The sequence below is a fragment of the Vibrio sp. 03_296 genome (assembly GCF_002265885.1).
This window is the reverse complement of record NZ_NPKW01000123.1, coordinates 1-13657: the sequence shown is the minus strand read 5'-3', so window position 1 is coordinate 13657 and position 13657 is coordinate 1. Positions and strand designations below refer to the sequence as shown.

16 protein-coding genes and 2 pseudogenes are annotated in these 13657 nt (G+C 45.3%); 7 read left to right on the top strand and 11 right to left on the bottom strand.

Annotated elements, in window-relative coordinates; translation table 11 throughout:
- Window positions 1-7 precede the first annotated feature (7 nt).
- From CIK04_RS14945 to rnk, 5 genes are all read right to left on the bottom strand, one after another.
- Entirely contained in the window at window positions 8-376 is a 369-nt protein-coding gene (locus CIK04_RS14945) for a hypothetical protein (RefSeq protein WP_072604578.1), read from the bottom strand.
- Between the two features lie 145 nt (window positions 377-521).
- Entirely contained in the window at window positions 522-1577 is a 1056-nt protein-coding gene (locus CIK04_RS14940) for a hypothetical protein (protein WP_097352196.1), read from the bottom strand.
- Window positions 1578-1623: 46 nt separating this feature from the next.
- Window positions 1624-1854 (bottom strand): bacteriocin, encoded by a 231-nt coding sequence (locus tag CIK04_RS14935; protein ID WP_081370724.1) that lies wholly within the window; start codon window positions 1852-1854, stop codon window positions 1624-1626.
- A gap of 229 nt (window positions 1855-2083) precedes the next feature.
- Window positions 2084-2608, bottom strand: coding sequence for an RNA methyltransferase (locus CIK04_RS14930; protein ID WP_097352195.1), 525 nt, complete (start codon window positions 2606-2608; stop codon window positions 2084-2086).
- Window positions 2609-2871: 263 nt separating this feature from the next.
- Entirely contained in the window at window positions 2872-3279 is a 408-nt protein-coding gene (rnk, locus tag CIK04_RS14925; protein ID WP_011081559.1) for a nucleoside diphosphate kinase regulator, read from the bottom strand.
- Window positions 3280-3681: 402 nt separating this feature from the next.
- Here rnk and CIK04_RS14920 point away from each other — a divergent pair, with 402 nt between their 5' ends.
- Window positions 3682-4113 (top strand): N-acetyltransferase, encoded by a 432-nt coding sequence (locus CIK04_RS14920; protein ID WP_097352194.1) that lies wholly within the window; start codon window positions 3682-3684, stop codon window positions 4111-4113.
- Between the two features lie 68 nt (window positions 4114-4181).
- Here the strand turns inward: CIK04_RS14920 and CIK04_RS14915 are convergent, their stop codons facing one another.
- The 3 genes from CIK04_RS14915 to CIK04_RS14905 all read right to left on the bottom strand — a co-directional run bounded on the left by CIK04_RS14915 (window position 4182) and on the right by CIK04_RS14905 (window position 7225).
- Window positions 4182-5165: a chromosome partitioning protein ParA gene (locus CIK04_RS14915; RefSeq protein ID WP_097352193.1), complete on the bottom strand. Its 984-nt coding sequence runs from the start codon at window positions 5163-5165 to the stop codon at window positions 4182-4184.
- Window positions 5162-6490: a sphingomyelin phosphodiesterase gene (locus CIK04_RS14910; protein ID WP_097352192.1), complete on the bottom strand. Its 1329-nt coding sequence runs from the start codon at window positions 6488-6490 to the stop codon at window positions 5162-5164. The genes CIK04_RS14915 and CIK04_RS14910 overlap by 4 nt, the downstream gene beginning before the upstream one ends.
- Window positions 6491-6706: 216 nt before the next feature.
- The gene (locus CIK04_RS14905; protein WP_176463349.1) at window positions 6707-7225 is read right to left on the bottom strand and encodes a GNAT family N-acetyltransferase; all 519 of its coding nucleotides are present in this window, start codon (window positions 7223-7225) and stop codon (window positions 6707-6709) included.
- A 177-nt stretch (window positions 7226-7402) separates the two neighbouring features.
- Here CIK04_RS14905 and CIK04_RS14900 point away from each other — a divergent pair, with 177 nt between their 5' ends.
- From CIK04_RS14900 to CIK04_RS14890, 3 genes are read left to right on the top strand one after another with little or no spacing between them, the layout of a single operon-like run.
- Complete coding sequence (locus CIK04_RS14900; protein WP_097352190.1) at window positions 7403-7777, top strand: hypothetical protein; 375 nt, start codon at window positions 7403-7405, stop codon at window positions 7775-7777.
- A 10-nt stretch (window positions 7778-7787) separates the two neighbouring features.
- Entirely contained in the window at window positions 7788-8411 is a 624-nt protein-coding gene (gene catB / locus CIK04_RS14895; protein ID WP_097352189.1) for a type B chloramphenicol O-acetyltransferase, read from the top strand.
- A 35-nt stretch (window positions 8412-8446) separates the two neighbouring features.
- Window positions 8447-8854, top strand: a complete 408-nt coding sequence (locus tag CIK04_RS14890) for a ribosome recycling factor family protein (RefSeq protein WP_039537365.1) — start codon at window positions 8447-8449, stop codon at window positions 8852-8854.
- A gap of 64 nt (window positions 8855-8918) precedes the next feature.
- On the opposite strand, the gene CIK04_RS14885 is transcribed toward CIK04_RS14890, so the two are convergent.
- Window positions 8919-10439, bottom strand: a complete 1521-nt coding sequence (locus tag CIK04_RS14885) for a DEAD/DEAH box helicase (protein ID WP_097352188.1) — start codon at window positions 10437-10439, stop codon at window positions 8919-8921.
- A 242-nt stretch (window positions 10440-10681) separates the two neighbouring features.
- Here CIK04_RS14885 and CIK04_RS14880 point away from each other — a divergent pair, with 242 nt between their 5' ends.
- Window positions 10682-11110 (top strand): VOC family protein, encoded by a 429-nt coding sequence (locus CIK04_RS14880; protein ID WP_038969505.1) that lies wholly within the window; start codon window positions 10682-10684, stop codon window positions 11108-11110.
- A gap of 29 nt (window positions 11111-11139) precedes the next feature.
- Window positions 11140-11559 carry a VOC family protein gene (locus tag CIK04_RS14875; RefSeq protein WP_097352187.1) on the top strand — a complete coding sequence of 140 codons (420 nt, stop codon included), beginning with the start codon at window positions 11140-11142 and terminating at the stop codon, window positions 11557-11559.
- On the opposite strand, the gene CIK04_RS14870 is transcribed toward CIK04_RS14875, so the two are convergent.
- Together CIK04_RS14870 and dmeF are read right to left on the bottom strand one after the other, a co-directional pair.
- Complete coding sequence (locus CIK04_RS14870) at window positions 11547-11963, bottom strand: MarR family winged helix-turn-helix transcriptional regulator (protein ID WP_011081548.1); 417 nt, start codon at window positions 11961-11963, stop codon at window positions 11547-11549. The two genes, CIK04_RS14875 and CIK04_RS14870, sit on opposite strands and share 13 nt — an antisense overlap.
- Window positions 11963-12885: pseudogene (gene dmeF / locus CIK04_RS14865) on the bottom strand (CDF family Co(II)/Ni(II) efflux transporter DmeF). The gene CIK04_RS14870 and the pseudogene dmeF overlap by 1 nt, the downstream one beginning before the upstream one ends.
- Window positions 12886-13464: 579 nt before the next feature.
- Between dmeF and CIK04_RS33395 the strand changes: the two are divergent.
- A pseudogene (locus tag CIK04_RS33395) lies at window positions 13465-13657 on the top strand (hypothetical protein); the annotation flags it as partial.

The following is a 13657-nucleotide window of genomic DNA, read 5'->3' as shown; positions in this document are numbered from 1 at the left end:
TTGATGTTTATATATCCTCGTCTTCTTCTTTATGTTCTTTCCGAGTATGCAATTCATTAATAAAAGTTACGTTTGCTTTCATAACACTAAATATTGCTTCAGACTGTAACCAAAACAAAGTTATCATAGTTGGTGCTAATAAATACCCTGCTTCTTTAATTACAAATACATACGAGATGCTTTCAAACAAAGCCTTTCCGAGGTAAATTGCTATAATAACAATAGATACAGAAGCAGATTTTAGTACACTAGCAACAATGAACTCTAAACGTTTTAGTTTGGACTTAGCCTCTGAAAAATCAGCAATTTCTAGTTTTTCTTGATCTCTTATTTTATCTAAAGCGTCTGGATAAAGGTATGCTATCCAAATAGCCATAAGAGTAAATACCATAGTAGAAACTACTAGCATATTACTGAAGAAATCCTTAGAACTATCGTAGGATACAACGACATTGAAATATCTGAATGTAAAGTAAAACAATACAAAAATAACTGAATATTTAAAGATGTATTGTACCATATTACGCTCTTCTCGGGGGGTGATTTTTCTCTTTTACGAGAGGGTTCAAATAGCGATTTAAGTTGCCAGCTATCGAGGAGTATAACATGTCTGCGGGCAGATATGAGTCTGCTACACCATCTATACGAATCTCTTCCCTCAAGCGATATTTATCAACCCAAAATGTCCCTGTGTCCGTTACAAAACCAACATTATTCCACTCGCTGGTTTTACGCTGATCTTTGGCATACTGTTCAATAATCTCCTTCACTTCTTTGGGAGTTGGCTTAGCTTCAGAGCGAACTTCTATTTTCTTGGTTTTTAAGCCAGCGCTACCTTTCGCAGCTACAGGGAACAATTTGTTGAAATCATTGACCCAATGGGAGCGATTGTCTTTACCCGAAACTAAAATAGTGTCTCTTGTTACAATGTGTGTGATTCGACTTACCAGTTTTTGGAAACTTGCTCCTCTTGAATCTAGACTTTTAGTTTTAAGATTGAAACGATATAGACATTTAGTTTCTTTGTCGGCCGAATGAGTTAGAACTGTATGCCCGTCATTTGACATTTTTATACGACCGTCATGCTTTACACGATTTGTAATCGCACAGCGAACAAATTCTCTAAATAAGTCAGCATCGCATAGAGAGTGTTCAAACTTAATCGAAACAACGGTATTGTATTCAGGAATAATCCAGTAGTAGCAAGGTCTGCCCCAAATTACGTTTTTACCTTTGTGGTTAGAGCTAGTTTTTACAATTTTCTTAGACCCAGTGGTCTCATTTTCTTCTACACCAAGCATGGTGCCTGAACTGTGCTGATCAGACTTCCAAAGAACAAGTAAAAAGTGTCCAGTCTTTGGGTCTTTGTAAAGGTGTTTACAATATACTCTGGATTTATTGTCTCTAGTCTTGGTTGGATCCCATGGAATAGTTGCAGCAAGGGAACGCCCGTCGACCCACTTTAGGATGTGGTCAAAAGTTTCTCCTAGCCCCAACGCCAAACATTCGTCTTTGCTGTATTGATAAAGACCGCATTGCTCAACCGTGAAGTATGTCATATAGCCTTGTGAAAACATGTCGAACCTTTTTTGATGATTTAATTATTATTAAAATTAATACTTGTTATTCTTTTCTTAATGTCACCGCTACGCGGCCAATTACTTTTATATCTTGTTCTGATACTTCAACCGTCGAGTTGCCAAACACGACTGCTAACTTGTTTGGTAATCGTTGAACGTGGTTGATGGACAGACGCCCATTCATATCAACCAAGTACGTGCCGCCTACTGCTTGGTAAATAGACTTTCTTCCCACATATTGGGCTGGTCGAGTTGGGTGCTGGTGTACTTCCATATACGGTTAATAATTCCAAACTAAAACAGCGTTGTGAGTTGAAACACGAACGCCAACTCTTAAATATTCAATGAGTTGGAAGGATATCATTATGCTTTCATATCAAATAGTATTTATTGCGTCTTTTATGACTTATGAGACGTTTTCTCTGGCTTAAGCCGTCGTGGATTAATGAGCCCCAAAAACGAGATGTGTTCAGATGAATCTGACAATAAAGCCACCGCCGAGTTTATAAATCTAAGTTCTCTTTAACTCGCAAACGGTTTTTGTTATCGCGATTGGCGATAACTTGCGCGTGGTCGTCTATCGAGTCGAGTGTTTTTGCTAAGCGATCGTACATCACCACATTGACTGTCGCTGCGAGATTCATGCAGCCGTGAGTGGGGATATAAACAACATGATGTGCTTTGTCGACCACCTCTTGTGGCAGTGAACCATCTTCCGGGCCAAACAGATAAATGGCTTTTTCAGGATGGGCAAAATGCGGCAGCGCAGTGGCGCCGACCACCAACTCGACACAAACAATCTCGACATCGCCGTCAAGGCTGGCAGTGAGGTCTTCCATCTCCACTAAATCAATCCGCTCATGACTATTTTGTGTATCGGTCTGAAACCTTGCCGCTCGGCTATAACGGGTGCCGTTGTAGCGCACCTGAGTGGCGTTGTAGCAACCTGCTGCGCGCATCACTGCGCCGACATTGGTGGGGCTTTTGGGATTGTGCAGTCCAATTATGACTGTTGGCTCAGTTGTCATCGCTGTCTTTCTACTTCTGTATTGCTATCGTTGAGCTGGGTGCTCACAAAGGGCGGGATTATCGCTCTAACAGGGCCGGAGTGCTAGTGATGAATGCACTTCAGGGGAGATTCTCGGTGGGGCAGTGAAAGCGTCGTGGCGAGTTTGCCTTCATTCAACTGAAAGCGGTACAACAGCCATTTGGTCAAGATAAGTAATGTGATACCTCGAAAATCATACACCATTACCATTAAGAGCCGCTTTTGCGGCTCTTGTCTTAAGCATTACAAATGAAACTCGCCCATGCGCTCTGGCTGGTAAGTTACTTCGAGAATTTCGATGGTTTTTTCTGCGCCGCCGGGCATTGGCCATGTGAGCTGCTGGCCGACAGAAAGGCCAAGCAACGCGCTGCCAACTGGGGCAAAAATAGAAACGTCATCTGGGTTACGAACTTGGTCTGGATAGACCAATGTTTTCTCCATGACTTTGTCACTGCCGACAAACGTAAAACGCACCGTTGAGTTCATGGTAACGATGTTGTCGGGCATCTGTTGTGGCGCGAGCACGTTGGCTCTATCTAACTCATTTTCCAGCTTCTCCAATTCTGGTGATAAGTTCGCCATCTTTTCAAGAAGTGCGCTAATACGATCCATGTCTAGCGTTGATACGCAGATCGATTCAGTGTTGGACATTTTATTCCTCCTAAACGCAATACCGCCCCAACAAAAGTCAGGGCGGCATAGAAAAATCCAGATTGTTGTGCTGCTCAATGGGAGTAACACAAATTTGTCGTGCCATTCTAATCAATATGAATGAAGTTTTCTATGTTTCGATTGTTTTCATACATGAAAGTGGGAGGTGCTGGGGCAAAACAAGTTGAGTTAACAGTGTGATCCCCCTTCCTACTTGAAGCTGTCGCGGTGTTGGCTTCGTTCCTTCCCGCTAATCACATAGCCTGCCTATGCTCATGGTGATGAACGCACTTGCCGCCTACCTGCAACTCCAAGTATTTTGGTATTAATAAAATTAAAGGTTTCATCGGCTGCCGTGCGATACTCTGCGCTCAATAGCGGGTAAACAGAAACGAGAAAAAGATGAAGATTGATTTCACGACAGGTCCTTTAGATGAAGGTAAGCAGCGTCAACTTAGTGCTGGGTTTGAATCTCACAGCGAAACGCAATTGGCACCGCCTTACCAAAAAGAACGTTTTAACTGGACGGTGGAAGATGAGCACGGCAACCTCATCGCGGCGTTAACGGCGAACTTACTCTGGGATTGGCTCTACATTGATGAGCTTTGGGTTGATGAGGCATGCCGAGGCACGGGAATGGGCAAAAAGCTGATGGCTCAAGCAGAAGAGTACGCGAAACAACATTCGCTATCTGGCTTGTGGCTCTGGACACAAAGTTGGCAGGCTCCGCAGTTTTATCAAAGCTTGGGATTTGAAGAATTCACACGCTTTGAAGATTTCCCAGCGGGGCATAGCCGAATTGGTTTAAGGAAGCCTTTGGCAAAGCGCTCATAAGAGCCCTTACAGTTGAGTTAAAAGGCACGACGTTAAGCTACGAAGTGCCTTTTTGCTTTTTGATTGGCTTAGGAAGAGAAAAACGAGCGGCGAAATTCACTGACTTGCTGTTGGTAGTAATTTTGCCAGTCAGATTCTGGCCATTCTGCATGGCTGGTGGCTCTTTGCTTGTTAAGGCGTGATTGCAGCTCAGCAAGGGCGGCTTGGTAGTCTTGTACTTGCTGCTGTTGCTTGGCGACCGTTTGCTCACGAGTTTGAAGGTTGGCACGCTCTTCTTTGGACAGATAAGTTTGCTCCAAAGTTTGGCGAATAGTGGATTGCTCTGCATCGCTGAAATGACTTGGTATGAGCGAAATACCTCGTTCATATTTGGCACTATCGCTCACTAGCCCAAACGATTGTGCGCGGTTTTGCCACTGCACCATCAAACGTTGAAAATTGGCTACAAATTCTTCGGGTTTGCTTTGGCTAAGGGATTCGCTGTCGAGACTGAAATCGTAAAGCGCGAACTCATCGGCAAACAGAATATCTGCCAACTCACCCCAAATCTCCCTCGCTTGTGCTTTAAGTTGTTCGATTCGAGCGCTTAAGGCTTGCTGTTCGTCAAATTGCAGATCGCCTAAATGGCGTTGCCATTGTGCGTTCAATTCTGGGTATTGAGAGAGTAGCGTAAACAATTCTGCCGAGAGATAAGGCGATACCGCCATCAATTGTTCTTCGCATTGTTTCTCTGGTTGGCATTCGCGCCAAAAGGCGTCAAGTTCAGCAATCAATTCTCGACCTTGAGCTTGTTGGAGGCTTTCCGCCAGTAACTCGCTTGACGATGTTTTGTCGGTTTGCTTTCGCGCTGAAACGCTATTTACATTAGTGGCAACCATCGTGTCTGTTGGTTGATGATCAATGTTGTCTACACTCTGAGATGATGTGGCCTCCACTCGTTGAGCAGAAGTGGCGACATTACTCTCGTTACCAGAGAACAGCGTGATAAAACCCATGCCCGCGGCAAGCGCGGACAGGGTGATGACAAAAACAAGGATGATGGTACGCATCATGGCTTGATCACGGTAGAAACCGGGAAGTGGTCTGAAAGGTTATAGTGTTTCCATAAGCTTTCTGCCGTTGAGCGAGGGATGTCTACACGGTTGTTGTTGTCGCCTTTCACAGCGTACTCGTTACTCACCATCACGTAGTCGAGATATTCCACGTTCTCGCCACCAGAGAGAGGCTCGCCTGCAAAATTGTTGATACGAGGATCAAATGTTGATTCGGTGTAGCCTGAGTAGTGCGGTTCAATCGCGCTTAAGTTGGCGATCATCTGCTGATAGTCGCCTGGGAACTTACGCTTATTGACGTTGAAGTCGCCGCTGTATACCACGGTTTCATTGGCCGGAATCTTTAATGACTGAGCGAGGGAGCGCATCTGTTTGAACTGACGCTGGCGGTAGTCGCGCGCAGTATCGGTATCGTATGACGCGGTGTGTGTAGCAAACACATGATAGGCTTCACCGCCTTTAATTACTTCAGCGTAGTTTACCCCTTTATCGGCAAAACAATCGGTACCTGTGCAATCAGGAAAGACAAACTGCGCCTGATTCACAATCGGATAGCGGCTAACAATGATCACGCCGCCGTCATAAATATTAAAGCCATTTTTATCCAACATTTTGGTTTGATAAGGGTACTCTTTGGCCAGTTCACGCAAAAAAGCATCGCGGCCATTGGCAAAAACTTCTTGTAATGCGAGCAAATCATAGCCTTTGACATAGTCTGGGATGAGTTCAAAACGTTCACCAATATGGGACGCAATAGCAGGCAGAGCCCAGATGTTGTAAGTCATGATCTTAAGATGCTGATCGTTGTCATCGACCACCTCATCGACCTTGTTTGGTGTGATGGTGTAGTGAAGATCGTCATAACGAGCGGTGGCCGAGGATTTAAACGCTAACTCCACTTCACGCTCACCAAACGCCAACGTCGGCGAGCGATGAACATTGCGGTCATCTTTAAGAGACAAATTGACGTCGGCTGCGCTAACCCCATATTGAATCGAAGAGTTATACCAGTGCCCCCTCATTACCTGATTGAGGGAAATACTTTCGCCTTTCGGGTTAGAGACCACGGTTTCAAAGCGGTAGGTATGATTGGTTTTCACGCCGTCCCAGCGGTTAAAGCTAAGAACTGATTTGGTTTCCCAAGGGCCAAGAGTTTGCACATGCTGTTGCCACTCATCACCATATTTGAGTAAGTCGTTGCCATCGTGTTTGACTTGAATGGTCAACGGTTGATCAGAGTTGTTCGTAAGGTAAACGTCGGTATCCGCCAGAGCAGGCATTGCGATTAAGCCTGTAAGGATCAGACTCCACTGCGTTATTTTCATCTTTCTTATCCATAAGTTAGGTTAGAGCGATTATTCTTATTTATAAATATTACTCACACGTTAAATATGGATGACAGAAGTGTGTTTGCGGATAAATGTTAAATAATTGTGATCTTTGTTCCTTGGCAAGACAAGCAAATCAGAAGGCCATAAGCATGTCGTTAAGCCCTCTAATTTTCTAAAGGGGATAAGATGAAATGGTTATGATGGCATGGCTCAACGCAGACTCTCACCCGCAATACCGTACAAATTATTCTCCATACCATAGAGTTCTTTGGTGCCAAGTTGGCTAAAGCCGAGCTTTTGCAATAACCCATTGGAGGCTTGGTTGTCTGGTAGAGTGACGGCCAAAATCTGCTCCAACAGATAACGTTCAAAAGCGTTTGCCAATAAGGCTTTAGCCGCTTCTTCAGCGTAGCCTTGGCGCCAATGTTTTTCTAAAAACGCGTAGCCGAGATCTGGGTGTTCCAACTCTGGTCGTTTTAGCACGCCGCACATACCAACAGGCGTGCCACATGCTTTGAGCGCTACCATACTTAAACCAAAACCGTAGTGTTGGTAGCTGGCGATGGGACCGTTGGTGAGGTATTGAATCGCATCTTCGGTGGTGCGCACGTTTTTATCAGCAATATAGCGAATAAACGACGCTTGGTTGAGCAGTTGGATGATGAAATCGCTGTCACTCAGCTCAAAATGGCGAACAATCAAACGCTCGGTTTCACACAATAGCGCCATGTTAATCTTCCTCATTGTTTTTAAATGCGTTGGCACTGTACGCCTTCTTACTAATAGAGAAAAGCAGTTTAGTTCTTACCAATCTTTGACAGAGCGGTACAAACGCCAAGTCGTTTTTCTTATACAATTTCGCTGAATGTTTTAGCGATTTTTGCTCGCTTGTTATCACTGAAATAAATGGATAGACCAATGAAAGCGCGTTTTCTTCTTTTGCTCCTCGTTTTAACGGGCTGCTCTGATATAGTTCAAAGCCACTATGACAATTACCAACAGGCTCAAGCGGATCAACTCTTTGAAAGAGGGTGGCTGCCAGATGTTCTGCCTGTGTCGACCACGCAAATTGAAGTGGCCAATGATCTGGACAACGATACCTCTCAAGGTTCGTTTCTCATTGCAGAGAAAGAAATGGGGCAGTTTCTTAGCCAGTTACAGCCTTTAGAAACCGCAAACCAATATCGGTTTGAGTCGGACAACAGTGTCTGGATTTTTACGCTGAATGAAGCGGGTAAGGTAAGCTACCAACTTAGCGAATACCGCAGTGAGATGAAATAACGAGAACAAGATGAACTACTTTGACAGCCCATTTTCGGGTAAGCCAATCCAAGAGCAAATTACCAATCCTAATATCATCGTTGGGCGGCATAGCTACTACTCTGGCTATTATCATGGCCACGGTTTCGATGATTGCGTGCGTTACCTTAATCCAGAGCGAAATGATGTGGACAAGCTGATCATCGGTAGCTTTTGCTCAGTTGGCTCAGGCGCGGTGTTCATGATGGCAGGAAACCAAGGCCATAGAACGGATTGGGTCAGCACTTTTCCTTTCTTCTACCAACAAAATCCTAACTTTTCAGAAGCGAAAGATGGCTTTGTAAGAGCTGGGGATACGCGCATTGGTCACGATGTATGGATTGGCTCGGAAGCGATGATCATGCCAGGTGTGACGCTTGGAGATGGCGCGATAATCGCCAGTCGCGCGGTGGTGACCAAAGATGTGGCACCTTATGAGGTTGTGGGTTCAAACCCCGCTAAACACATCAAATTCCGCTTTTCTCCCCAAGAGATTGAGATGCTGCAGGAAATGCAATGGTGGCAATGGTCAGATGAACAGCTTGGCCGATGCATGGCCTTGATGTGCTCGGCAGATATTGAAGGTTTGTATTTGTGGTGGAAGCAAAGCCGATAATGGTGCCACTGTGAGCCGATCAAGGATCCTAAAACATGAAAGCTAAGCCCGTGAATGAACAACTCGTAGTGATTGCTTTGCCGTCCTTGATTCATCGTATTGGTGGGGAGCTGACAAAGCACTTGAAAAGCGTGGCGGCGGATCATGGTTGTGAACTTAAGCGCGTTCGTCGATCTCGCCATTGGCAAATTTCTGGTGAAGCTTTGGCACTGCAGGCGTTTTATGATCAAGTAAGGCGCTTGGAAGGGGACTCAGCCAGCTACTTGGTCAAAAAAATGCAATTGGCGTTGGCTTCACACAGCGAGAAGCTGGAACCACTGGAAGACAAATTACAGCGTTTGGTGATGGAAAATCCGGCGATTACCTTGGCGGAGTTGATGTCGCAAACGCACTGCAGCTTATCACAAGCAAGGAGTGCACGCTTTTCTGCTGAGGGTTTGTAAGCTGGGATGACGCGGAGAGGAATAAGAGAAGAGCCACAATGTGTGGCTCTTGTCGTTTTAACCGTTAAGCGCTTTGTGGACGTGGCTTACGACGTTGAGCCGAAGGCTTGCCATTAGCTGGCTTGTTGTTGCCAGTTTTCGCGTTGTTTGGCTTGCCGTGTGTTTTGCCATTTGCGTTGTTCGCAGGTTTCGAGCCTTTTGTATTTGGTCTCTTACCTTTGTTGGCTGAATCATTGTTACCTTCTTTTGGCGCAGAGAACTGACGTTTGGCTTTGCCATTACCATTACCACGGTTCTGCCCTTGAGGTTTGTCTGCCGCTTTCGCCTTTTGGCTGCCTTTGCTGTTCGCCTCACTACCAGTTGCTTCCGCATTCGGAGCTTTCGGTTTCTTTGGCTTCTTCGGTTTTTTCGGCTTAATTGGGCGCGTATCCAGTTTAGATTCTGGTACTGCGTTGGTTGGCGCGTAACCTTCCAGTGCTTTACGAGGTAGCACTTCTTGAATCAAACGCTCAATGGCAAACAGTTCAGGCGCTTCGAGCGCACAGACTAGAGAAATTGCCTTACCCGTTTCACCGGCGCGACCAGTACGGCCAATACGGTGTACATAATCTTCCGCCACTTTTGGAAGCTCAAAGTTCACGACTTGAGGAAGCTGAGGAATATCGATACCGCGCGCGGCGATGTCGGTTGCTACCAATACGCGAACGTCGCCTGATTTAAAATCCGCCAACGCTTTGGTACGAGCACCTTGGCTCTTGTTGCCGTGGATAGCAGCGGCAGTCAGGCCTTGATCGGTAAGGAAAGCCGCGAGGCGGTTTGCGCCATGCTTGGTGCGAGTAAACACCAGTACTTGTCGCCAGTCACCGTCTTCAATCAGCTTTGCAAGCATCGCTGGCTTTTTCTTTACGTCTGCTGGGTAGATGCTCTGCTCTACGGTGCGAGCCGTCGAGTTGGCTGGGTTAACCGATATCTCGATAGGGTTATTCACCAAGCCTTTTGCCAGTTCGCGAATTTCGTCAGAAAACGTGGCTGAGAACAGCAGGTTTTGGCGTTTTGCTGGCAGCAAAGCCAAAATCTTGCGGATATCGCGAATGAAACCCATATCCAACATGCGGTCGGCTTCGTCCAGTACTAGCACTTCAAGCTGATCAAACTTCACCGCATTTTGGCTGTACAAGTCCATCAAGCGGCCTGGTGTTGCCACCAACACATCAGCGCCTTTACGCAGGCGCAGCATTTGTGGGTTGATTTTCACACCACCAAACACCACTGCACTGTTTAAATCCAAATGACGGCTGTACATAAAGACGTTTTCTTGTACTTGCGCGGCTAATTCGCGGGTCGGCGTTAAGATAAGCGCACGAATGTGGTTTGCACGCACACGTGGCCCCTTCGCCAGACGTTCAAGAATAGGCAGCGTGAAGCCCGCAGTTTTACCTGTTCCTGTCTGTGCCGCCGCCATGACATCTTTGCCTTCTAAAATAGCAGGGATGGCCTGCAATTGGATGGGAGAAGGGGTGTCATAGCCTTTTTCCTGAATAGCTTTAAGGATTGGTGCAGACAGACCTAAGGAGGTAAAACCCATGTATGATTCTCTATGTTGGTAAAGTCAGGGCCGACGATTTCGCTATCGGCCAAAAGTGCGACATTCTGAGGCTTTTAAGGGGGGACTTCAACCGATAATTCTCCTTTCTCGAAATCCGTCATTTGGGAATCTTTGTGTGATCAAGCTCTCTTTTCTGTTTTCGTCTTTAATTTCCCCCTTTACCTCAATTTAACTTGAGGTTTTAGGCTGCTCCTTGTTAGTTAAGTGCAAGGAGCAAAATGATGAAAAGTTATGTAGAACACGCCAACATGTCGGTGGTTGATGCGCAGAAAACCATTCATTTCTTAACCAGTGCGATTCCCGAATGGCGAGTACGTGGCGGGGGCAAGCTAGACAACTGGTTTGGCCGCGCGATTGAGTGGTTCCATGTTGGCGATGAACAGAGTTATATCGCCATCAGCACTGGCGGTGAGGGGGATGCCGCGAATTGGACAACGGCTTTCACAGGGGTAAAGCACATTGGCATTGTGGTACCCAATGTGGATGCGGTGGTCGAGCGACTCGCGTTGGCGGGCTACGCGTTAGATCATTGGGGTGGCGATCATCCACATCGCAAGAGCGTTTACTATCTCGAAGATCATGGTTTCCAGTTCGAATTTGTTGAGTACTTTAGTCAGGAAAGTGATCTGAAAAACGATTACACGCTATAACTAAAAATAACCGAAAGGAGAGAAACGTCATGGAGAAGGCAAGGCTGATTCAATTGCAAGCGATTGATCACATTGTGCTGAGGGTGGTGGATCTGCCCAAGATGTTAGCATTTTATTGCGATATTTTAGGCTGTGTTGTTGAGCGTGAAGTGGCCGAGTTTGGCTTAACTCAGTTGCGAGCAGGCAGTGCACTGATCGATCTGGTCACGGTGGACAGCAAGCTTGGGCAACAAGGCGGCAGAGCACCCGAGCAAGAAGGGCGAAATCTGGATCATTTCTGTTTGCAAATCATCCCTAAAGATGAGCAAGAGATTCTCGATTTTCTGACTCTTCACGGGGTGCAGGTGGAAGATTTCGCCAATCGCTATGGCGCACAAGGGTTTGGCCGTTCCATTTATCTCTCCGATCCTGAGGGGAATACGGTTGAGTTAAAACCTCAGAACTCTTGATTCATCTTCTCAAGGCAAGAGAGCAGCAACGCTTGCTGCTCTTCGTCGATATGGCGTGTGAGCTCACGAACCAAATCAAGATGCAATTGATTATGCTGGCGATGAATCACTTGTCCCGCTTCTGTTAGCTTGACGACGATGGCACGTCGATCCTCTGGAAGTGCACAGCGCTCAATCAACTCTGCTTTGACCAGTTTTTCTATCTGCACCGTTAGCGTACCGGTTGTGATGCCAAGCTTTTCTGCCAGTTCCTTCATTCGCAACGCACCGTGACAGCCGAGCACTTCAATGGTGTGAATTTGCGCCAATGAGTAACCGGTTTCTTTCACCACCGATTGCTCCCACGAAGACATCTTGTCGTAGAATTCAGTCAGAGTTTGATTGAGTTTTTCTAAATTTCGCATTACTTGGCCGGTTGCAGTTCCAACGTGAGGTGGTGAATCTTATCAAATTTTTCCAGCATGTGTTTATATTCCTCATACGAGGTTTCGCTGTGATCCACCAAGCTGATGATCGCGCCGTAATGGTGGGCGCTGATTCGCCAAACATGTAAATCGGTCACCGTGGCATAAGGGCTTAACGTTTGGTTAAGCTGTTCGAGATAATTCGATTCAATGCTTTCATCAAGTAAAATAGGTGCGGTCTGTTTCACCAGTCCGAAGGTCCATTTACCGATCACCAGTGCACCGACGATGCCCATCAATGCATCGAGCCAAATCCAACCATAGAACTTCCCAATGATGAGAGCCACAATAGCCAAGATTGAAGTGAGGGCATCCGCCAGTACATGAAGATAAGCGGCACGCAAATTGTGGTCGTGATGGTGCTCATGCTCATGTTCATTTTCGTGGTGATGGTCATGATGATGATCGCCGTGGTCGTGATGATGGTGATCATGCAGCAAGAACATACTGGCGACATTCACTGATAATCCAACCACCGCCACCAAGATCGCTTCATTAAATTGAATACTTTCAGGATTAAATAGGCGGTGAACAGATTCCACCACCATCAGCAACGCGACGATTCCTAAAGCAATCGCGCTGGTAAAGCCACCAAGCACGCTGACTTTACCCGTGCCAAAAGAGAAACGAGCGCTGTGCGCGTGTTTTTCGCATACCGATACGCAAAGAGGGTGATGCAAAAGGCTGCCGCGTGCGTCCCCATGTGCCAACCGTCAGCCAGTAGTGCCATGGAGCCGTAAAGGGTACCTGCAACGATTTCCGCCACCATAGTAAAAAGAGTGAGTAAAAGGACATAAAACGTGCGTTTTTCACCTTGTTGATTGTGTGTGGTAAATCGGTGGCTTTGAGAGCAAGCAGACATAAAAGAAAATCCATTTGTTTGATAGTCAAAATATTTGAAAATCAATTTAGTTTGATTGTCAAAGTAAGTCAACGTTTTGTTGCGCGTAGAAAACGCAACAAGCCACACAGTGTGGCTTGTTGGTCAGGTAACTGGTGGTTGATAGGCAAATTATGCAATAAAGTGCATTTACGATCGCACTCGCATTTATTAATAAATAATCGCCTTTAAAGTGTAGTAACATATTATCTTCAAAATTCATGGAGGATATATTAAATGGAAAGGTGTCCAGCTATCGTAGGTGTCGTTTTTGATGTGAGATCTTGAATATATACTTTTCATTAATGAAATATATTAATTAGAGAGCAATGTAGTACTTTTATATTCAATGTGTTTGATTGAAATTTATTTAAAGTTTATATCAGGAGAATATCTGTGTTTAAAACCTTGATGTATAAGATTAAATAAAAAATCCAACCGTGAACTTAAAACGATTAAGTTAAAGCAAATATATGATATAGCAACATATCAGGCTGTAATTCACACTTCTGATAGGAAGCAATACAGATTTTGGAAAGCTATTTCTGATGGGTGTAAACTATGAGAAATGTTTTGTTTTTGGGTTTTTTATTGATATTTTTGCCGTTTTTTGCAAAAGCGGATATAGAAGATAAAATGTATTCTGACTTGAATGTATCAATTTCAAATTTAGGTGAACGAATTGAGAATTGTAGAAAACTAGCGTTAGAAAATAAGCCAAGTGAAAGAACTAYTTCATACTTAAAAGATAAAC

Excerpts from the sequence above, each read along its gene's own strand:
- CIK04_RS14930 (WP_097352195.1), bottom strand. The coding sequence starts at position 2,608 with ATGACAACTGAGCCAACAGTCATAATTGGACTGCACAATCCCAAAAGC.
- CIK04_RS14870 (WP_011081548.1), bottom strand. The coding sequence starts at position 11,963 with ATGCGAAATTTAGAAAAACTCAATCAAACTCTGACTGAATTCTACGAC.
- CIK04_RS14900 (WP_097352190.1), top strand. The coding sequence starts at position 7,403 with ATGGATAGACCAATGAAAGCGCGTTTTCTTCTTTTGCTCCTCGTTTTA.
- CIK04_RS14920 (WP_097352194.1), top strand. The coding sequence starts at position 3,682 with ATGAAGATTGATTTCACGACAGGTCCTTTAGATGAAGGTAAGCAGCGT.
- CIK04_RS14880 (WP_038969505.1), top strand. The coding sequence starts at position 10,682 with ATGAAAAGTTATGTAGAACACGCCAACATGTCGGTGGTTGATGCGCAG.
- catB (WP_097352189.1), top strand. The coding sequence starts at position 7,788 with ATGAACTACTTTGACAGCCCATTTTCGGGTAAGCCAATCCAAGAGCAA.
- CIK04_RS14875 (WP_097352187.1), top strand. The coding sequence starts at position 11,140 with ATGGAGAAGGCAAGGCTGATTCAATTGCAAGCGATTGATCACATTGTG.
- CIK04_RS14935 (WP_081370724.1), bottom strand. The coding sequence starts at position 1,854 with ATGGAAGTACACCAGCACCCAACTCGACCAGCCCAATATGTGGGAAGA.
- rnk (WP_011081559.1), bottom strand. The coding sequence starts at position 3,279 with ATGTCCAACACTGAATCGATCTGCGTATCAACGCTAGACATGGATCGT.
- CIK04_RS14915 (WP_097352193.1), bottom strand. The coding sequence starts at position 5,165 with ATGATGCGTACCATCATCCTTGTTTTTGTCATCACCCTGTCCGCGCTT.
- CIK04_RS14945 (WP_072604578.1), bottom strand. The coding sequence starts at position 376 with ATGGCTATTTGGATAGCATACCTTTATCCAGACGCTTTAGATAAAATA.
- CIK04_RS14890 (WP_039537365.1), top strand. The coding sequence starts at position 8,447 with ATGAAAGCTAAGCCCGTGAATGAACAACTCGTAGTGATTGCTTTGCCG.
- CIK04_RS14905 (WP_176463349.1), bottom strand. The coding sequence starts at position 7,225 with ATGGCGCTATTGTGTGAAACCGAGCGTTTGATTGTTCGCCATTTTGAG.
- CIK04_RS14885 (WP_097352188.1), bottom strand. The coding sequence starts at position 10,439 with ATGGGTTTTACCTCCTTAGGTCTGTCTGCACCAATCCTTAAAGCTATT.
- CIK04_RS14910 (WP_097352192.1), bottom strand. The coding sequence starts at position 6,490 with ATGAAAATAACGCAGTGGAGTCTGATCCTTACAGGCTTAATCGCAATG.
- CIK04_RS14940 (WP_097352196.1), bottom strand. The coding sequence starts at position 1,577 with ATGTTTTCACAAGGCTATATGACATACTTCACGGTTGAGCAATGCGGT.